The organism is Paenibacillus lentus (assembly GCF_003931855.1).
In the GTDB taxonomy this organism is placed as follows: domain Bacteria; phylum Bacillota; class Bacilli; order Paenibacillales; family Paenibacillaceae; genus Fontibacillus; species Fontibacillus lentus.
This window is the reverse complement of the sequence record NZ_CP034248.1, coordinates 2,336,442-2,356,342: the sequence shown is the minus strand read 5'-3', so window position 1 is coordinate 2,356,342 and position 19,901 is coordinate 2,336,442. Positions and strand designations below refer to the sequence as shown.

The following is a 19,901-nucleotide window of genomic DNA, read 5'->3' as shown; positions in this document are numbered from 1 at the left end:
CAACCCTGCAGCTAAATTACTGCATAATGCGGTGAACCGTATATACATCCTGAACCCGTTTGATCTTCTCCACGACGGAATGAAGATGGTCTGTATTGCGAATGAGGATCGTCATATGAATGAGCGCCATCTTATTCTTATCCGATCGCCCAGAGACCGCGGAGATATTCGTCTTGCTCTCTGAGACGGCTTGCAGCACTTCATTCAAGAAGTTGCGGCGATCATGCCCGGTAATTTCGATATCGACACTATAGTTTGCTTCCACCGCATGTTCCCATTCCACTTCGATCACGCGCGCTGCCTCTTCCCCGTCGTTTGCTGTCGGAATATTCGGACAATCGCTGCGGTGAACCGATACACCGCGCCCGCGGGTAATGTAGCCGATGATGTCATCCCCCGGTACCGGGTTGCAGCATCTAGCAAAGCGTACAAGCAAATTATCGATGCCTTTGACGACGACACCGTTCGTCGGCCGGGATCTTCGCACTTCCTGGGTCTTCACTTCCTTGACCTCGGAGGTCAACTCGATCTGCTCCGCTTCTTCCTGCTCTTTACGCAGCTTCTCCGTCAGCTTAGTCACGACCTGGGAAGCGGTAATCCCACCAAAACCGATGGCGGACAGCATATCCTCGATATCATGGAAGGCAAACTTCTTCGCCGCTTCAAGGAGCTTATCCTCTGTCATAAATTGCGGAGCGTCAAGGCCTGAACGTTTCAATTCACGCTCTATGCCGTCGCGACCCTTCTCCACATTTTCTTCCCGCTTCTCTTTTTTGAACCACTGCTTGATTTTACTGCGGGCGTGCGAGGATTGGGCAATTTTAAGCCAATCCTGACTCGGTCCATAAGAATGCTTTGACGTCAATATCTCGACAATATCGCCGGTCTTAAGCTTATGATCCAGCGGTACGATACGTCCATTCACTTTAGCACCGATCGTCCGATTGCCCACCTCGGTATGAATACGATAGGCGAAGTCAAGCGGTACGGAGCCCTTCGGCAGCTCTATCACTTCCCCCGATGGCGTAAAGACAAATACTAGGTCGGAGAAAAAGTCCATCTTCAACGACTCCACGAACTCTGAAGCATCTTTGGCTTCATGCTGCAGCTCCAATATTTCACGGAAAAAGGTCATTTTATTCTCTGGTGTGCCCGCATCTGTTCCTTCCTTATAAGCCCAATGGGCAGCAATCCCATATTCTGCAGTCCGATGCATTTCCTTCGTCCGGATTTGAACCTCCGTCGGTTCTCCAGTAGGGCCTACTACGGTCGTATGCAGTGATTGGTACATATTTGCCTTCGGCATGGCGATATAGTCCTTAAACCGCCCCGGCATCGGCTTCCAAAGGGTATGTATAATCCCTAAGGTCGCATAACAGTCTTTAATATTGCTGACGATAATCCGAATAGCCAGCAAATCATAAATTTCATTAAACTGCTTATTTTTCGTCGTCATCTTCTTATAGACGCTATAAATGTGTTTTGGACGACCCGACAGCTCTGCTTCAACGCCCATTTCATCCAGCTTCTCCTGGATCTTGGCGATGACATTCTTAATGAATTCTTCCCGTTCCGCTCGCTTCTTGTGCATTAGATTGGCGATCCGATAATATTGCTGAGGATTCAAGTAACGGAGGGAAATATCCTCCATTTCCCACTTGATCGCCGAGATCCCGAGCCGGTGGGCAATCGGACAAAAAATCTCCAATGTTTCATAGGCGATGCGGCGCTGACTTTCTTCGGATTGAAACTTAAGCGTCCGCATATTATGCAGGCGATCCGCGAGCTTAATAACAATCACCCGGATGTCCTGTGCCATGGCAATAAACATTTTCCGATAGTTTTCATTTTGCTGTTCTTCCTTGGATTGAAACTTAATGCGCTCCAGCTTGGTTAGCCCGTCAACAAGCATGGCACAATCGCTGCCGAAGTGATCATAAATTTCCTGCAAGGAAACGGTCGTATCTTCAACGACATCATGAAGCAAGGCCGCAATAATAGAAAGAGCATCCATTTGCATGCCTACGACGATTTCCGCAACCGCTAACGGATGCAGAATATAAGGTTCACCGGATTTCCTCATCTGTCCATGATGGGCTTGTTCCGCGAAGTCGTATGCTTCCCGAATGCGCTTGAGATCCGGTTCTTTAATGTAAGAAGACGCTTTTTCGAGTAATCGCTCTATGCCCATTGAATCCGATTCGTTTCCTTTCTATATAAAATAAGACTTTATTATTACAACACGTAAAAGGGCAGTTTTCACCCCATTTTGATTTCCTATAATTATGACTCCTGCATCCTCTTCCGTCAACTATTCGCATTGCCCAGCAAATTCAAACTCATTTTTTCCTTCGAATTCTTTGATTAAAATAATTTAATAAAAATAAGAAATTTGTAGAATAAACAGGAATTAGTTCTAAACATAGCGAATACTTTTTATTCAGCCCAGTACATATATTGAAATTAAGGAGGTATTTATACTTATGAATGAACCGCAATTGGATGCTTCATCCACCAATCTTGATCCGAAAGTTGCTGGTCTACTATGTTATGCGCTAACCTTCGTTACGGGAATTATCTTTCTTGTCATTGAGAAACAAAGCCAATTCGTTAAATTCCATGCCATGCAATCGATTATCCTATTCGGCTTGCTGACCGTCGCGAACATCTTTTTTTCCTGGGTTCCGTTCATCGGCTCACTCGTCTCCCTTATCGTCGGCGTGCTTTCTTTCGTGCTCTGGATTGTGCTGATGCTGATGGCGCTGCAGGGAAAATGGTTTAAAGTGCCTTACCTTGGCGATTTCGCCGAGCAGCAAGCGAATAACTTTAAGTAGCTAGCTCCTTCTTCTTTATGGACCCAAAGCTCGCCACAGGGCGAACTTTGGGTCTTTTTTTAAAATAATTTAGAATTGTATAATATTTTATGTTGAAAAATGCGAACAATGTCATTATCCTAGTAAGGATAACTAAATACGAACGTTTAGAGGAGTGACCCTGTTTGCAACGCGAAATTCAAGTTAATGAGAAAGTGCCTTTCGGGCCTGGTGTTCTGTTAAGCATGCAGCACCTTTTTGCTATGTTCGGCAGCACGGTGCTTGTACCGAATATATTCAAAGTAGATCCGGCAATGATCCTGCTAATGAACGGCATTGGTACACTGCTGTACATCCTGATTTGTAAAGCAAAAATTCCTGCTTACCTCGGATCAAGCTTTGCCTTTCTTTATCCCGTCGGCGTAGTGTTGAATGCTCACCCGGGTACAGGCTATGCTTACGCGTTAGGTGCTTTTATCGTAACGGGCTTGATCTTTATCGCTGTCGCCCTTGTCATCAAATTCGTCGGTACCAACTGGATCGATGTGGTATTTCCCCCAGCTGCTATGGGGGCAATTGTAGCGTTGATCGGGCTGGAGCTGATACCGGTTGCTGCCGACATGGCTGGTCTGATCAATTCGGACCCGACCCAGGCCTGGACGCCGAATCCAACGGATATTATGCTATCCCTCGTTACGCTCGGGGTCACGGTTCTCGGAGCCGTCCTGTTCCGCGGCTTCCCGAAGATCATTCACATCCTTATCGGTATCATCGTTGGATACGCACTTGCTTATATTCTAGGCCAAGTTGATACAAATACCATCGCAGCCGCACCTTGGCTTTCTATGCCAACCGTTACAACGCCACAATGGAACATATCCGCGATTATTACGATCATTCCGGTAGCACTGGTCGTTATCGTCGAGCATATCGGACACTTGCTAGTGACGGGCAACATCGTGGGCAAGGATTTATCCAAAGATCCCGGGTTGCATCGCTCCCTGCTTGGTAACGGAATCTCCACCGTGCTGTCTGGATTTGTTGGGTCAACACCAAACACCACTTATGGGGAAAATATCGGCGTCATGGCCCTGACCAGGGTCTACTCCATCTTCGTCATCGGAGGCGCAGCCATCTTTGCCATTCTGCTCTCGTTCTCCGGTAAATTCTCTGCTATGATCGCGGTTATTCCACCGCCGGTTATGGGCGGAGTATCTCTACTGTTGTTCGGAGTTATCGCTGCTTCCGGATTGCGCATATTCGTAGAACAAAAGGTCGATTTCTCCCGACCAATGAACATGATGCTGACAACGATCGTTCTCGTCGTAGGTCTTAGCGGCACAACGCTGAAGATGGGCGATGTCGAACTGAAAGGTATGGCACTGGCCACCATTATCGGCATTTTGTTGAGCTTGTTCTTCAAGCTGATCGATGTGTTAGGTATTTCCAACGATAAGGAAGAATCCGCCCGTTAAGGCGGGGGAATCGCTTATCAATATATAAGTGAGAAAGGTCGAGTAGGGAATAATTCATTCCCTGACTCGACCTTTTTGTTACGAGTTTGGCATTATGCACCTTCCAGATTAGATCATCAATTCGTGTAGGTATAATGAGGCGAATCATACTGCGGACCGGATTTTTCATACGTAAACCAGTAATCGATCACATCCCCCGCCTGTAAGCTGCCAATACTCTGTTCCCAGATGCCGTTATGATTTCCCATCCGGTAATTAAGCTGCTGGCCTCCCGATACAGTGTAATGGATATCTACATAGAGCGCTGGTGTCGTCGGAGTGAAAACAATCCTGGCCTCTGTAGCAGAAATCCGATTTATCCTAACCGTATAATCCTCCGTAACAATATCTTCATCCCCTCCACCGGCTAGTTCTGTCGTAACTTCGACACTATTACTGTCCGGAGAAATATTGCCTGCTGCATCCTTTGCCTTTATCGTAAAAGTATAAGCTGTATTTGGTGCCAATCCGCTAACTACTGCTGTCGTCTCCGGCACCGCAGCTACCAAGCTGCTTCCGCTATATACTTCATATCCCGTCACACCAACATTGTCGCTAGATGCTGCCCAGCTTAAACTGACCGTTGTCGCCGTTTTTGCCGTAACCTTCAAGTCCGTGGGAGCTGTAGGAGCAGCTGTATCTGAGTCACCACCTTCACCGCCTTCACCTCCGCCATTTCCGACATTAAAACTGTTCGGCTGTACGGTAACCTGATGGCCATCTGAGAAACGAACCGTCTTTACGCCACTCGTCATGTTGTAAACCACATAAGTCTTCACGCCATTCTTATTGAACACGGCATAGATTGGATAGTCTGCTGTAACCGTCGGATCTGCATGACCTAATGCATCCAGGTTATGAATCCAGTGATACGTATTCGCTTTAGAATTGCCTGCCTCCGGGGTTAGCTGAGATACGCGGGCATTGAATTTGGCTTTGGCATCCGCAGGATCAGAAATCGCCCGATACATATATACCAAGTCCTCCCAAGGACTAAAATTACCACCGCTCTCGGATAGAAGCGCATTATAATTTCTAGCGGCATATTCAGGATATTGCGTCAAATATAACGAGACGGATGTGATTGGCAGCCAGTTGATGCCATGAACTTCAGTCGGATTGTTAGTCCACCAAGTGGCATCGCCTACCGTTTTGCCTCCCCAAACCATACTGGCTGTCTCCTTAGTAAATCCAGCAGGAAAATTCGTGTCATGCACATCAAACCAGTACTCATTAATCGCATTCATTTCCGTCACATATTGGTAAATTCCTGCATCCCGAATCGTCTTATTTCCTGTAGCCTCTCCCCACAGAATAAGTCCTGCCCAAGCGTTCATAGCCTCTGACGATGATTCATTGTTATTACCGTCACCGAACTTGGCATGCCCAGAAGCCCACGAATGACCAGCATAAGGATCAAAATTCCGTAAATACGGGAACATCGTATCTTCACGATCTACACTGGCTATGTCACGTATTAGCAGCTTGATCATCCCACCCCAATTAGCGTCGCTAGCCCAGTCCTTATCCGTTCTGGCAATCTCAGCAGCAGCCTTGATAAAATAACCATAGTGGAAATGATGATCATTCAGCTCATTGGCTGTTCCGTAGCTGTCAGGATAACCGATCATGGTTCCCCAATTATTGTTATAATAGAAAACATTGGATGCTTTTAATTGGCCGGAGGAATTGCTAGCCTTTAACCAATCCTCAAGAATGCTTTTCATTTCCGAACGGAATTTGACGGAAGCAGCCGTGTTGCCAACCCAGCAATCGGCGCTAATACGGCTAGTTTTCCTAAGCGTTTTCCCGTCCAATACGTATCCATGGCTCCTGTGTACTGCTCAGCAGCTGCCTCGTTCACATATTGATTCAAAATGCTTTTGTCATACGTCCCAAGGTCTGGAAGCGCAGGCAGAACGCCGTTATACTTCATTATCGTTTGAAATGTCGTTCCCTCAGCCGTTTTCATTTCCCCCCGAACGGAAGGATACGTGTATGGAAGCGTTGTTACCGGGGAATTCTTCCACTGATGTGGATAAAGAGCAAAGATCGTCCCCGACTCATTACCTTCTTTAGCTACCGTGCTTGCCGTGAATGTAGTCATAACTTCACTGGTCGATTCGTCATAGGAATAATCCACTCTAGTATCATTGATATGAGAATAGGCATACTGCTTAAACTTATTTAAGGTGTCTACTGAATTGTCTGGAAGAACCTCAATCGAGAAATAATTTTTGCCGTTTAAGTGATTAATCAGCGTATTGCTTCCAATACCGCTCCACGTGCTGCCCGTTGCACCAAACAAACCATAATGCGCGCCTTCGATCGTGATGCCGAGAACAGAACTGCTGCTATTTCCTGACCATACAGTCGGAGGCGTATAGAATTTTAGCTGCGGATCCCCTCCGGCAAAGGTGAAATAGACATACGGCGAGCCGTGTCCGTAAGATACGTTCATGGAATTGCTTCCTTGCTGGTACAGCGCCTTCACAAACCAATCGCTGAAGCCATCCACTTTAGCATCGGGGAAGGATGCTGCGGCAGAATGGCTTACGGTAAAATCATGAATGTCATTCATCCAGCCAGCAACAAATCCAGGCTGAGCCGATATTCTTGCTCCAGGATAGTAAATCCGCATGCCATCTTCCTGATTTTTCAACGCCAGAAGGTGCGGATACTGTGCCTCAGAATAGGGATCCATGCCAGGTTACTCCACCAATCATTCGTAGGCATTTTCCCAGTAACGTCTGAATTTTTGTATATACTAGGTGGTGCATCCGTTGCCCCCGGAGGCAGCATGGTCGAGTAAGATCCTTTACCTACTGTCACCTCCCCTGAAAACGCATTCATTTCTGCCGACCAAAGCGACATTCCTACAGCCAGAACAAGTACATACGAAATTAGCTTCTTCAATGAAATCCTCCTCAGGTATAATTGTTATAAGTCCCCCATATGCCCTGACTTAGTTAGCACACCCCTATTGTTAATCTCAGTCTACAGCAAGGTCAAGAAAATATTGTTATTTTTTAACTAAATAAGGCGAAAACACTAGGAATTATCCAATTATAGGAGAAACGTCCGCATGCATTTTCGTAATTCCCCACATGTTTTATCGGCCCCTTAAAGTTGAACATAAAAAAGGGCAGCCCGTTAGGCTGCCCTTACATTTTTATTCACAGTTCGTTTAATACGTTAACAACGAGAACACGTCGATGCCTGGCAATTTGTCCCGGCCATTCAACTCGCTCAATTCGATCAAAAATGCCGTTCCTACTACATTACCGCCTAGCTCACGCACCAGTTTAACCGAAGTGGAGATAGTCCCCCCTGTAGCTAATAAATCATCAGCAATCAACACATTCTGGCCTGGTTTGACAGCATCGCTATGCATAGCCAAGCGATCGGATCCATATTCCAGATCATATCCGACCTCGATCGTTTGATAGGGGAGCTTTCCGCTCTTACGAATAGGTATGAAGCCTACGCCAAGCGCATAAGCCAGAGGTGCGCCTACAACGAAACCCCGTGCTTCAGGCCCTGCGATCAAATCGATCTTCAGATCGGACACCATGCTCTTAAGCTCGTTAATCGCTTCTCGGTACTTTTCTCCATTGTTGAGCAGCGTTGTAATATCCTTAAAGCTAATTCCTGGTTGGGGAAAATCGGGTATAACACGAATGTACTCTTTGAAATCCAAAACAATCTCCTCCTAGTAGTTGAGCGCATAACAACAGCATACCTATAAAGTAAAGTAAATAATGAATATTAAGATACATTTTGCTGATTTGTCATTAGCCACTGCGTAATTTGTGGTATTCCAGCATGATGCAAAATCTGTTCCATTTCAGCTAGCCCTTCCAGCTCCAGGTAACGGCGGGATGAATCGAGCGCTCGTTTGGCGGGTGCCTGATTCATCATTACGGTTCCCATTTGGCGATATATGAAGCCTAGCTCCTCGAAAATCTCCAGCGTCATGACCAGCATCCGCCGAGATAGACGAGTTCGCTGTATTAGGCTGGAAATAAGCTCTTCTTCGTTGACCGGAGCGGTGACCTGATGCTTGAGCAGCGCATAAATCTGCTTAAATTGCTCCCTGGAGGGCGGATGAAGCGCCTCCTGTTTATCCCTTGCCGAATGAAACAGATACACTCTTTCGAGCGCTGAGAATGAGCCCATCATTTTATGCCATATTTCAGGCGACTCAGGAAGTTCTAGAACGAACAATATTTTTATATCATCCCTGCTTTGTCCGTTCTTGAAAGCTGCCGTATTGCTAGGAATTACGCCAACGTCCTTATCATATATCCAACAAGGGGTATCATTCAATTCATAATTTTTCAATGCATTCGAATCTTCCATCGTAACGACCGCGATCATATGCTGCTCCAGCGACTGCCGTTCTATAAGATTGCTTCTGACTTCATTCATCTTATTGACGGGATATCTAGATCCCCGATGATCAAACACCTGAATATGAGGCACAGCAAGATCCTGAATGACCAATTGCGGCTTACGGGAGCCGTTCCACTCATTAATGCTGGCTTCAGCAACAACATCGACTCTAGCCTGTTCTGTCAATTGGGACAACAGCTCTCCCTTGCCAAATGCAACTGCCTCCATCACAGTTCCATTCTGGCTGAGCAGCAGCTTCATATGCTTGCCTTCCTTCCCTAATGCTCGGGATTCTATGAGCTTCGCGCCGCGAATGAGCAGCCTAGGGCATGTGTTCCCCATTCCGAACGGGGCAAGTCCTTCCATTTGTTCAATAACCGGCAATGAAATGTCCGACAAGGAGCACTCTAAGTCCGTCTGCATGATCGGGACAAAATGCTCCTCACGAAGCACGCCTTCAGCATACCGATTCAGCTGCTCCTCGAGATGGTTAAGCTGTTCCCGTTGCAAGGTCATTCCTGCCGCAGAGGGATGCCCTCCATAGTGCTCCAACAAGCTTTTACAGTGGGTCAGAGCCTCATACATGTCAAACCCCGGAATAGAGCGCGCAGAGCCTTTGCATATTCCCGTTGCCGGGTCAATGCCCAAGACAAGGGTTGGGCGATAATAACGATCCAATATTTTTGAGGCAACAATCCCGATAACCCCTGGATTCCAACCTTCTCCAGCCAAAACAATGACATGAGGAATCGAGCCTTCGGCCTCTTTCTCCGCTAACTGAGCAACTGCCTCCTGCACGATACGATCGACAAGCAATTGACGTTCTTTATTCAGGATATCCAAATCCTCGGCAATCTTCTCTGCCTCTTCTATATTTTCTGTCGTTAACAGAGCAACCGCCTGATCAGCATAACTCATTCGCCCACTTGCATTAATACGGGGGGCAAGCCCAAAGGCTACATGATTTGAGGAAACCTCTTCTGTTGCTTTTTTAGCATAGCCGGATACACCCATTAGTGCCGTTATCCCCGGAAAGCTGGAATAGGACATCGCCTTCAATCCGTTCGCAACTAAAATCCGATTCTCATCTGTAAGCGGCATCAAATCCGCTATCGTCCCTAGAGTGACCAATTCCGTCCATGCCGCAGGCGTATGATCGCCAAGCAGAGCAGTCGCTAATTTATAGGCTACTCCCACGCCAGCCAGCCCCTTAAACGGGTATGGACAATAAGGTAATTTGGGATTCACAAGTGCATAAGCTTCCGGTAGAGTTTCCGGTGGCTCATGGTGATCGGTAACGATGACATCCACGCCTGCAGCACGCGCATAGGCGATTTGCTCAACTGCACTGATTCCTGTATCTACGGTGATGATTAGCGTAAATCCTCGCTCCACAAATGGCTCTAAGGCAGCAATATGAAGTCCATACCCTTCCTTTGAGCGATGCGGAATATAGTACTCGTACCTCGCATTCAAATGACGCATTAAACAAATCATGAGTGCTGTAGAAGATACACCATCTGCATCGTAATCACCATAAATTAAAATTTGCTCGTCCTGCTCAATGGCTCTCCTAATTCTTGCCACTGCCTCTTGCATGCCACTAAGCAAAAAAGGATCATGAAGATCACTCATCGTCCCCTGCAAAAAACGCCGTGCTTCCTGAACATCTTGTATTCCACGGTTAACGAGCAGGGAAGCCAATATTTTTGGTATTTCAAGCTGCTCGCCTAACAGCGAGGCGACACTGTCCTCCCTATGTAGACCAACCCAACGGTACTTCGGATGAAGCAACCTGACAGCACCTTCTTTCTTAACCTTCTGCCTCTGCGCGAATTATTGCAACAGTGTAGGCAGGTTATTATTTGATCCTTCATAATTACTCTTGTAAGGATAGCCCGGATCATAGGGCATAATTTGTATACTCACATCGCTTACCTGGGAAAAACGGTTCATAAGCAATATTTTTGCTCGATTTGCAATGTGATTCGCCTCTAGAACAGAAATTTGAGGATTTACGCTGATAATTACTGCGGCAGAAATATAATGACCATTGTCCGTTAATTTCATTTCGTCTACGGTAATGACACCATGCACCCTTTGCACAGTTTCAATAAATGGAGTCTTGTCTTCAATCTGCATTTTGGATTCTTGCTTGCCATATAAGGCTCCTAAAATTAAATGATAACCTCTCCAAAAGACAAGACCAGCCACAATCAATGCGGCTGCCGGGTCGATATACAGCATCAGCGGAATATCCCATGCTTCACCAGCCATCGCTCCAAAAACGCCCAGAAGAACAATAATTGAAGCATATAAGGAATACTTGTGTATTTCGATATAGGATAGAGAGGTATTCCCCGAATGCTTACGATTCTGACGCTGTTGTATTTGAAATACAATCTCTCTCAAAGCAATCGAAACAACAACAGCTACCACAGACATATAACCCGGAGCGAGAATATTTCCGCTCACCATCGCCGAAATTGAAGTTATCCCCAATTGCAAAGCACCCATGAATAGAAAAACTGCAAATAAACACGCAATAAGCGGCTCTGCCGTACTATTCCCGCTTCCCCCATGCCGCTTCCCTACCCTCTTTTTGAACATTTGCGGCAACTGGAGCTTCTCGGCAATACCCGCTGCTGCATCTGATGCTGAATATAGGGCGTCAGCAAGCAATGCCCGGCTGTCAAAGAGTAAACCTACTCCCCCTTTGAATACAGCTAGAATGACATTGTTAACAATGCCGAGCCAAGCGGCAGAATCAGATGGTACAGCTTGTTCGCGAATCATAATAACCCTCCTGAAACACGTTATTACCATGAAGACGGCGAAGCCGCGTCCATCATCGAGACGCGGCTTCGCTCATATCAAGCAAATGGCAAACCGTCGTTTAGGACGCTTTGGCCGGTTTGTTTTTCTGCTTGCTCTTAAGCACAAACCACAGCGGGCTGGCAATGAAGATTGAGGAATATGCCCCGAATAGAAGCCCAATGACCATGGCCAACGAGAACATCTTAATCGAAGCTCCTCCCAGCAAGAGCAAGAATAGAGCTGCAATAAATACAGTTAACGCGGTATACAGCGAACGCATAATCGTCTGGGACACACTTTTGTTTACGATATCGGCCAGATCTTCGCGTGTCTTCTGTTTGGCAAAACGTAAATTTTCTCGTATCCGGTCAAAAATAACGATTGTATCATTAATCGAATAACCAATAATGGTTAGGACCGCAATGATAAAGGTCAGATCTACTTCTAGACGGAAGATGGAGAAAACCGTCACCACCAAAAAGGCATCATGCAGCAAGGCAACAATTGCAGCAACCGCAAAACGCCACTCAAAACGGATGCTTACATATACGATAATCCCCAAACTCGACAACAGTACAGCCCACATCGCGTTTATCGCCAGCTCTTTAGCCATTTCCGGGTCCACCGTGTTGATCTCTAGAGAGGCCTCACTGTCTAGCTTCAAAATTTCGCTCTTCAACTGGTGATCCTGATCTTCATCCAGAACCTCTTCAAAGCGGATGGACATTCGATCCGCCCCTGGAGTGATCTTCGTTCCTTCCTGAATACCGAGCTCCTCTAGAATAGGCTCAACCTGCTCCGACGTAATGGATTTAGTAAACGAAATATCGACGTTTGACCCAGCTTTGAAGTCAACGCTATAGTTAAGCCCAAATACAGCCAATGAAATAACACCGATAATCGTTAATATGATGGAGAACGTATAGCAGCGTCTGCCAATGCGCACAAAGTCCAAATTTAACAGCTTATTTTTAGAGCTCACCAATTTCACTCTCCTTTACACCGAAATATTTCGGCTTCTTCAACTTACCTGCCTTCAGCAGCAGGTTCAGCAGGAAACGAATGAAATAAATATTGGTGGCGATACTTAGCACGATCTCCACAATCAAGACGAGGGCAAAGCCCTTAACCGCTCCCGTGCCAAAAATATACATTACGATTGCAACAATGATCGTCGTGATGTTCGAGTCCATAATTGTACGGAAGGAATGCTTGCTCCCCGCTTTAACAGCGGAAGTGATGCTCTTTCCGAGCCGCATTTCTTCTCTGATCCGCTCATTGGTAATAATGTTGGCGTCTACAGCCATCCCTACCCCGAGCACGATAGCCGCAATCCCTGGCAGGGTAAGAGTAAAGTCAGCAAAATTAAAGACCAGAATAAGCAGCCAGGTATGCAGGATGAGACCAAAGCAGGCCAGCAGGCCTGGAACGCGATACATCCAAATCATAAATATCAATATGAACAGTGAGGCTACCAAACCTGCTTGAATCGTCTGATAGAGGGATTGTTTCCCTAGCGTAGCTCCAACGCTTTGTGAATATTTCTCGGTTAATTTAAGAGGCAGAGCACCGCGGTTAATCTCATCCCGCAAGTCATTCGCTTCTTCCCGTGTATAGTTTCCGCTAATTGAAGCCGTTCCATCTCTTAGAACAGCCTGAACTACAGGGGCGGACAGCAGTTCGTCATCGAGAAAAATCGCTAACTCCTTACCCAGCAGCCGCTCGGTAATCTGTGCGAACTTATCCTTATCCTTCAGCTTTATTGCAATCTCCGGTTGATTCAGCTGATTAAACTGAACGGAAGCGCCGCCTTCCACAAAATCGGTGCCGACTAGTTCAATCTTGTTAAACTCTTCAGGCGCCTTCTCCGTTCCATCCTTACTGCGGAACGTCAAAGTTGATGGCTTCTTCATCAGCTTCCGGACTTCGTTCTCATCAGTTACTCCAGCAAGCTTCAGCCGAATCCGATTCGTTCCTTCTGTCGTTACTTCCGGCTCGCTTGTACCAAGCTGGTTAGCGCGCTTCTCCAGGCTTTGAGCCGTTTTAATCAGTGATTCCCTCGTTACCTTAGCCCCGCTATCAAAAGGCTCGGCTTCGTAAAGAATCTCAAATCCACCCTTCAGATCCAAGCCGAGATGCACATCTCGAAGCAGACCCGGGCTTGTCCAAGCCATAATTCCAGTTGTAACGGCCACGACGGTTATGAATGCGATGAGTCTTTTCATCCCGTACCTCGTTCCCCTTTCAAATTCTCAATATTCCTATTATAGCGATGCAGGAAAAGAGCGTCAATTTATCAAATATTGTCGTTTTCTTTAGTGCGCTCTATTTGTAGGCAAAAAAAGATCCCGATTTCCTCAGAAACGGGATCCACGATATGCGGATAACGTCATGTAATTCATAAACTGGGTAGATTTCAATGAAAGGATATCGTTGACCAATTGATGAAGCTCCGGATAACCTTCTTTCTCATATTTATGACTGACACAGTCCCATATTTCCGATACGGTTACATGTTCATAACCGATAAGTCGAAATTCCTCCACTTTGCTGCGGCATAGAGTTTCAATCGTTTCGTTCAACTGCTTCTCAGCGAATTCCTGTGAATCCATGTCATGATGCCCCTTTCCTGCGAGCTAAGCTGTCTTTAAATATTTCTACTCTGATCTCATAATTCCTGCTTCTGCTCGTCTGATGCTGCTGAAAAACTAGCAGGTATGAATTCGGACAGGTACAGCATATCCATAAATATATCAGACAAGTTGTCTAAGTAAAATGCTTATTCCGGGAAAGAGGGAATCATTTTGAACAAACAGACCTTTATCCATGGGACGATGATCCTGCTCGCTGCTGGCATTATTAATCGCCTTCTTGGCTTTATCCCCCGTATCCTTCTTCCCCGAATTATCGGTGCTGAAGGGGTCGGCCTCTATCAGCTCGGGTACCCTTTCTTTATCGTCCTTGTAACGATTATTACCGGTGGCATTCCGCTCGCCGTCGCCAAGCTAATCGCGGAGGCAGAATCCTCCGGCCAGCCCGGACGGTCAGCAGAAATACTTCGGACGAGCCTAATATTTACAACCGGCGCAGGATTCATTTTTACGTTCGCTAGTCTCCTCGGCGCGTCGTGGATTAGCTCGCATGTCCTGCCGGATTCCCGGGTATATCATCCCTTCATCGCCATGAGCCCGATGATCGTACTCGTTGCTGTCTCCTCTGTATTTCGTGGATATTTTCAAGGTAAACAGAATATGATTCCCTCGGCTTCATCATCAATCCTGGAAACGTTGGCCCGAATCGTATGTGTGCTATGGTTCTCTTATTTGATGTTTCCTATGGGCGTTGCTTACGGAGCTGCGGGGGCCATGCTCGGAGTGGCTGCTGGCGAGGTAGTCGGAATGGTGGTGATCTTATGGCATTATTGGCGCTCTAAACATAGTGAAGCAAGAAATCCACTTCTAGACCCGCAAGGGAACGAGACGATGAACACGGATCAAGAATTAAGTTCAAGTAAAGGTTTTGTCTCCAACCTAAAGCATATTCTCCGAATAGCTATTCCGGTTACAGGAGGACGGCTCGTCGGATCGCTTTCTTATTTGATGGAATCGATCACCACAGCTCAAAGTTTAGCCATCGCCGGTATTACTACCGCAATTGCCACGGCCCAGTATGGAGCCCTGCAGGGAATGATCATTCCCTTACTGCTGCTGCCCGGAGCGCTCACATCCTCGCTTGCCGTTTCACTCGTCCCCTCACTTGCAGAGGCTCAGGCGCGCGGGGATATGCGGACAATTCACTTGCGGCTGCATCAATCGCTGCGGCTTGCTCTCGTTACAGGCGGACCCTTCGCGGCGATCATGTATGTTCTGGCCGAACCGTTATGCCTGCTAATTTATAACAATGCGGATATCGCCGGAATGCTTAAAATCATGGCTCCGTTCGCTCTGTTTCTGTACGCCCAATCGCCTCTGCAGGCCGCTCTGCAAGCGCTGGATAAGCCTGGGAGAGCTCTGCTTAACACATTGATCGGAGCAATTATCAAAATTTCACTCATTTTCTATTTAGCCTCAAACCCAAGCTTTGGGATTTATGGTGCAATTATTGCTATTATTGTCAACTTTGCTATCGTGACTCTTCTGCATGGCTACAGCGTATCTAGAGCGCTGCATTACCGCATCCCATTTTTGGATATTCTTAAAGTCATTTGCGGCACAATCATTATGGCTGGAGCTGCAGGTTACATTTACCATGAACTTACAATTAGTTCTCTGCCTGGAGTCCAGTTAATCGTAGCTACTGTAATCTCAGGGATATTGTATATCGCACTGTCGGGAATCATGGGACTGATCGACCTTCACGATCTTCGCCGAATTCCGCTGCTTCGCAGATGGTTCCGCTAACTATTTATCCTGTTTTAAATTAATGTACAGCTTGCCTTGATGATCGACGGAACAGAAGAATATCTCCTTAAAATCCTTTACTCCTCTAGCTTGAATTTGATTTTTTAACCAAAATCTCGTTTTTCCAATCTGCTCTAAATTTAAATCTTGTACTTTGCCATCCATGATTAGTGACAATGGGATTTCTTCGTATCTAATTTTCGAAATAACCGAGGCATTGCTGTCCTGTGGCGAATTGCCATCCTGACTATTTCCTCCACCGCTGTCCTGGTTTTTAGGAATAACGCTTAGTTGACCGCTGGTCTCCAGTATGGCGAATTCCACATCGGCTACATTATCGATATTGTTAGCACGCAATTGCATCAGCAGGTCGTCAAGATTATATCGCTGCCGTTTCATTTCTTTTCGATTAATTTTCCCCTGCTGTATAATTACGCTCGGCTTGCCATCAAACCAGAAGCGTAATTTTCGGCTCCGCAATGACACCATGGCGATAGCGATCTGGATGAGTAATAAAGTAAGCATAGGAACAAAACCATCATACAGGGGCCGCTGCATATCCTCAATAGCAAACACTGCAATTTCAGCAATCATAATCGAAATAACCAAATCGAAGATCGACAGCTCCCCAATTTCTCTCTTCCCCATAATACGCATGACAACAAATGCCGTAAAATACATGAGCACCGTTCGAAGTACAAGTGAAATAAGATGAGCAGTCAATTTGGATCCCTCCATCCTATTCGGTATATATCGTGCAAACATGGTACAGATATTCTGACCCTCTGAGCGGATAACCATACCCTCCTCAAATGGCTTGACCCACGGTTATTTTTAACATTAATCCGCTGTGAGCAACATTACTTTGGACAATAGCAATTCCTGTACTAATCCTACGGGCTTGACCATACAATGGTGATATTAAATGATATAGGAGGAACATGTGATGGATTTCTTCCGGCGTTTGGCATCAATTCGGCTTTCTCACCCTACTCTTTCCGGCATTTGGTACGCTTTCTTATGGATGATGGTCGGGGCTCTCGTCTTGTCCCTTCTGCTTCAATCAGGCTCACTGGAGGAACATAAGCTAACATGGCCTATTTATACCGTTCATGCGGCGGCTCTGTTATTTGGAGGATTTACTTCGGGGAAACGTGCGGGACAAAAAGGATGGTACCAAGGCTCTCTTACCGGATTATTCTATGGAATTCTAATTTTAGTCATCAGCCTGCTCGCATTAGACAACTCTCCGGGACTAAGCGATTTAACTTTACTCCTTCCTGCCGTATTAATTGGTGCACTCGGTGGCATGTTCGGGGTTAATTTGCACAGGAAAAAGTAAGGTAATATTGCAGAAACAAAAAAAGAGCCTGTATCAGGCTCTTCTTGTATTCGGATTCCTCTTCCATCCCTTATTTCGATTCGGAAGAAGCAGCCGCACTCACGCTATGGCTAATTGCGTTACGTTCAAACGTAAGCTTGGTCGCATCATTCACGAGAAGCACGACGGTATCATCCGTTAGTGATACGATCGTACCGTGCAAACCGCCAATCGTGACGATTTTGTCCCCTTTCTGGAGCGCTCTCAGCATTTGGTTGCGAGATTGCTGCTTCTTCTTCTGCGGTCGAATCAACAGAAAATAGAACACGATAAACATGATCGCGAAGGGAACAACCAAAGTAATAAGCGGATTCCCCGCAGCCGGAGCTGCTGTTGCTGCAAAGTGGAACATATATATCCCCCTTTCGATATGAAAATTTGGTAGTCTTAGAACCCTTTGTCGTTGCCAAACAGACCATACCGCTCGAAGAACTCATCCCGGAAGTCGAGCAGCCTGTCATCCATAATCGCCTGACGAACTTGACGCATCAGATTGATTAAGAAATACAGGTTGTGATATGTAGTCAACCGAAGACCGAATGTCTCATCACTCTTGATCAGGTGCCGCAAATATGCTCGGGAGTAGTTCCGGCAAGTATAGCAGTCGCACTCCGGATCAAGCGGCCCAAAATCTTTAGCATATTGAGCGTTACGCACCACTAATCTGCCTTGACTCGTCATCGTTGTACCATTGCGAGCGATCCTCGTCGGCAGCACGCAATCAAACATATCGACTCCTCGGATGGAGCCTTCAATCAATGCATCCGGTGAACCTACCCCCATCAAGTAACGTGGCTTGTTCGCAGGCAGCAGAGGCACAGTATAGTCGAGCACCTCATACATCAAATGCTTTGGCTCACCTACACTCAGTCCACCAATAGCATACCCCGGAAAATCCAGGGAAGTCAAATCCTTTGCGCTCTGTTTCCGAAGGTCTTCGAACATGCCGCCCTGGACAATGCCGAACAAGCCTTGATCCTGTGGACGAGCATGGCTTTTCAAGCATCTTTCGGCCCAGCGGCTCGTGCGTTCAAGAGACTTTTTTACATAATCGTATTCAGCCGGGTAAGGCGCGCATTCGTCAAAAGCCATCATAATATCCGGCCCTAATGCATTCTGAATTTCCATAGCTACTTCCGGGGACAAAAACAGCTTGTCTCCATTTAAATGCGAGCGGAAATGTACACCTTCCTCTGTAATCTTTCGCATCTCACTTAATGAAAACACCTGAAAACCGCCGCTATCCGTCAAGATCGGGCGATCCCAGTTCATGAATTTATGCAGTCCACCTGCTTCACGGATGATTTCATGCCCAGGTCGCAGAAATAAATGATACGTATTACTCAAGATAATTTGCGCATTCATTTCCTTTAATTCTTCCGGACTCATCGTCTTAACCGTAGCTTGCGTGCCTACCGGCATAAAAATCGGCGTCTCGATTACGCCGTGAGGCGTATGCACGCGTCCGAGTCTAGCGCCCGACTGCTTGCACGTCTTAATGTGTTCATAGGTTACTGCTGCTGCCACTTTCATCAACCATCCTCTTTAACCTTAATATATAAACATCGCATCCCCGAAGCTGAAAAAGCGGTATTTCTGCTCCACGGCTTCACGGTATGCGTTCAAAAGCTGTTCCCGTCCGGCAAGTGCGCTAACAAGCATGACTAGCGTAGACTTCGGCAAATGAAAATTGGTAAGCAGCGCATCGACCAACTTAAAGGTATAACCCGGGTAAATAAAAATGTCTGTCCACCCGCTCATCGCCGTAATCGGGGAGTCGCCGCATTTTCCAGCTACCGTCTCCAATGTGCGAGAGGATGTCGTTCCTACCGCAATGATCCGGCCACCGCGCTGTCTTGTTTCGTTCAGCAGCTTCGCCGTCTCCTCGGAGAGAATATAATACTCCTCATGCATAACATGCTCCTCTACCTTCTCCACGGACATCGGGCGAAAGGTTCCCAGCCCCACATGCAGCGTAACAAAAGCGATGTCTACTCCTTTAGAACGAACCTGCTCCAATAGCTCCTTCGTAAAATGCAGACCTGCCGTAGGTGCAGCTGCTGAACCCTCATGCTTGGAGTACACGGTCTGGTAACGTTCTCGATCATCCAGTTTCTCCTTGATATACGGAGGAAGCGGCATCTGTCCAAGCCGGTCCAGGATTTCGTTAAATATTCCCTCGTAGGAAAAGGAAAGCACGCGCTCTCCCATATCCCCCTCACTCTCGATCGTTGCCGTCAGTTCGTCTCCGAAAGTAATGACGGCGCCGGTTTTCAGCTTCTTGCCAGGCTTGACTAACGCTTCCCATCGGTTCGCGCCTAAGTCCTTGAGCAGCAGCACCTCGGCTTTAGCTCCCGTGTCCTGTTTTACGCCAAATAATCTGGCGGGAATGACGCGCGTATCGTTAAGTACAAGGGTATCTCCGGGCTGCAAGTAATCCAATATCGCCGGAAACATATGGTGTTGAACCTCTCCGGTCGATTTATTCAAAGTCAACAGCCGGGAAGCAGTTCGGTCCGCAAGCGGAGTCTGAGCAATAAGCTCTTCTGGCAAATCGAAATCATATAAGTCAACATTCATA

General features: G+C 46.7%; 15 protein-coding genes and 1 pseudogene. 4 read left to right on the top strand and 12 right to left on the bottom strand.

The features are described from left to right. Positions 1–16 precede the first annotated feature (16 nt). Positions 17–2,191 (bottom strand): RelA/SpoT family protein, encoded by a 2,175-nt coding sequence (locus EIM92_RS10605; RefSeq protein WP_125082602.1) that lies wholly within the window; start codon positions 2,189–2,191, stop codon positions 17–19. A 292-nt stretch (positions 2,192–2,483) separates the two neighbouring features. Between EIM92_RS10605 and EIM92_RS10600 the strand changes: the two genes are divergently transcribed. Further along, positions 2,484–2,834: a DUF4870 domain-containing protein gene (locus tag EIM92_RS10600; protein ID WP_125082601.1), complete on the top strand. Its 351-nt coding sequence runs from the start codon at positions 2,484–2,486 to the stop codon at positions 2,832–2,834. 164 nt (positions 2,835–2,998) lie between these two features. Next, positions 2,999–4,288: a uracil permease gene (uraA, locus tag EIM92_RS10595; protein ID WP_125082600.1), complete on the top strand. Its 1,290-nt coding sequence runs from the start codon at positions 2,999–3,001 to the stop codon at positions 4,286–4,288. A gap of 116 nt (positions 4,289–4,404) precedes the next feature. Here uraA and EIM92_RS10590 read toward each other — a convergent pair. The 7 genes and pseudogenes from EIM92_RS10590 to EIM92_RS10560 form a co-directional block, all read right to left on the bottom strand. Next, a pseudogene (locus EIM92_RS10590) lies at positions 4,405–7,243 on the bottom strand (glycosyl hydrolase). 271 nt (positions 7,244–7,514) lie between these two features. After that, the gene (locus EIM92_RS10585; RefSeq protein WP_125082599.1) at positions 7,515–8,027 is read right to left on the bottom strand and encodes an adenine phosphoribosyltransferase; all 513 of its coding nucleotides are present in this window, start codon (positions 8,025–8,027) and stop codon (positions 7,515–7,517) included. Positions 8,028–8,095: 68 nt separating this feature from the next. After that, positions 8,096–10,516, bottom strand: a complete 2,421-nt coding sequence (gene recJ / locus EIM92_RS10580) for a single-stranded-DNA-specific exonuclease RecJ (RefSeq protein ID WP_125082598.1) — start codon at positions 10,514–10,516, stop codon at positions 8,096–8,098. 42 nt (positions 10,517–10,558) lie between these two features. Continuing rightward, entirely contained in the window at positions 10,559–11,518 is a 960-nt protein-coding gene (locus EIM92_RS10575) for a cation diffusion facilitator family transporter (protein ID WP_125082597.1), read from the bottom strand. Positions 11,519–11,618: 100 nt separating this feature from the next. Further along, complete coding sequence (gene secF, locus EIM92_RS10570) at positions 11,619–12,521, bottom strand: protein translocase subunit SecF (protein WP_125082596.1); 903 nt, start codon at positions 12,519–12,521, stop codon at positions 11,619–11,621. Beyond that, entirely contained in the window at positions 12,511–13,764 is a 1,254-nt protein-coding gene (gene secD / locus EIM92_RS10565) for a protein translocase subunit SecD (protein WP_125082595.1), read from the bottom strand. Before secD ends, secF begins: the two co-directional genes overlap by 11 nt. Positions 13,765–13,896: 132 nt before the next feature. After that, positions 13,897–14,151 (bottom strand): post-transcriptional regulator, encoded by a 255-nt coding sequence (locus EIM92_RS10560; protein WP_125082594.1) that lies wholly within the window; start codon positions 14,149–14,151, stop codon positions 13,897–13,899. Positions 14,152–14,343: 192 nt separating this feature from the next. On the opposite strand from EIM92_RS10560, the gene spoVB reads away from it, so the two are divergent. Then, complete coding sequence (gene spoVB / locus EIM92_RS10555; RefSeq protein WP_125082593.1) at positions 14,344–15,939, top strand: stage V sporulation protein B; 1,596 nt, start codon at positions 14,344–14,346, stop codon at positions 15,937–15,939. Here spoVB and EIM92_RS10550 read toward each other — a convergent pair whose 3' ends face one another. Further along, complete coding sequence (locus EIM92_RS10550; RefSeq protein WP_246021312.1) at positions 15,940–16,662, bottom strand: DUF421 domain-containing protein; 723 nt, start codon at positions 16,660–16,662, stop codon at positions 15,940–15,942. It abuts the gene before it with no gap. A gap of 223 nt (positions 16,663–16,885) precedes the next feature. Between EIM92_RS10550 and EIM92_RS10545 the strand changes: the two genes are divergently transcribed. Next, entirely contained in the window at positions 16,886–17,281 is a 396-nt protein-coding gene (locus EIM92_RS10545) for a TIGR04086 family membrane protein (protein ID WP_125082591.1), read from the top strand. A 70-nt stretch (positions 17,282–17,351) separates the two neighbouring features. Here EIM92_RS10545 and yajC read toward each other — a convergent pair whose 3' ends face one another. The 3 genes from yajC to queA are packed head-to-tail and all read right to left on the bottom strand — an operon-like array spanning position 17,352 to position 19,900. Beyond that, positions 17,352–17,672, bottom strand: a complete 321-nt coding sequence (yajC, locus tag EIM92_RS10540) for a preprotein translocase subunit YajC (protein ID WP_125082590.1) — start codon at positions 17,670–17,672, stop codon at positions 17,352–17,354. A gap of 35 nt (positions 17,673–17,707) precedes the next feature. Next, complete coding sequence (gene tgt, locus EIM92_RS10535) at positions 17,708–18,847, bottom strand: tRNA guanosine(34) transglycosylase Tgt (RefSeq protein ID WP_125085118.1); 1,140 nt, start codon at positions 18,845–18,847, stop codon at positions 17,708–17,710. Between the two features lie 24 nt (positions 18,848–18,871). Further along, complete coding sequence (gene queA, locus EIM92_RS10530; protein ID WP_125082589.1) at positions 18,872–19,900, bottom strand: tRNA preQ1(34) S-adenosylmethionine ribosyltransferase-isomerase QueA; 1,029 nt, start codon at positions 19,898–19,900, stop codon at positions 18,872–18,874. Between the last annotated feature and the right edge of the window lies 1 nt (position 19,901).

Coding starts and splice junctions, on each gene's coding strand:
- EIM92_RS10605 (WP_125082602.1), bottom strand. CDS start 2,191: ATGGGCATAGAGCGATTACTCGAAAAAGCGTCTTCTTACATTAAAGAA.
- EIM92_RS10600 (WP_125082601.1), top strand. CDS start 2,484: ATGAATGAACCGCAATTGGATGCTTCATCCACCAATCTTGATCCGAAA.
- EIM92_RS10575 (WP_125082597.1), bottom strand. CDS start 11,518: ATGATTCGCGAACAAGCTGTACCATCTGATTCTGCCGCTTGGCTCGGC.
- secD (WP_125082595.1), bottom strand. CDS start 13,764: ATGAAAAGACTCATCGCATTCATAACCGTCGTGGCCGTTACAACTGGA.
- EIM92_RS10560 (WP_125082594.1), bottom strand. CDS start 14,151: ATGGATTCACAGGAATTCGCTGAGAAGCAGTTGAACGAAACGATTGAA.
- EIM92_RS10545 (WP_125082591.1), top strand. CDS start 16,886: ATGGATTTCTTCCGGCGTTTGGCATCAATTCGGCTTTCTCACCCTACT.
- yajC (WP_125082590.1), bottom strand. CDS start 17,672: ATGTTCCACTTTGCAGCAACAGCAGCTCCGGCTGCGGGGAATCCGCTT.
- queA (WP_125082589.1), bottom strand. CDS start 19,900: ATGAATGTTGACTTATATGATTTCGATTTGCCAGAAGAGCTTATTGCT.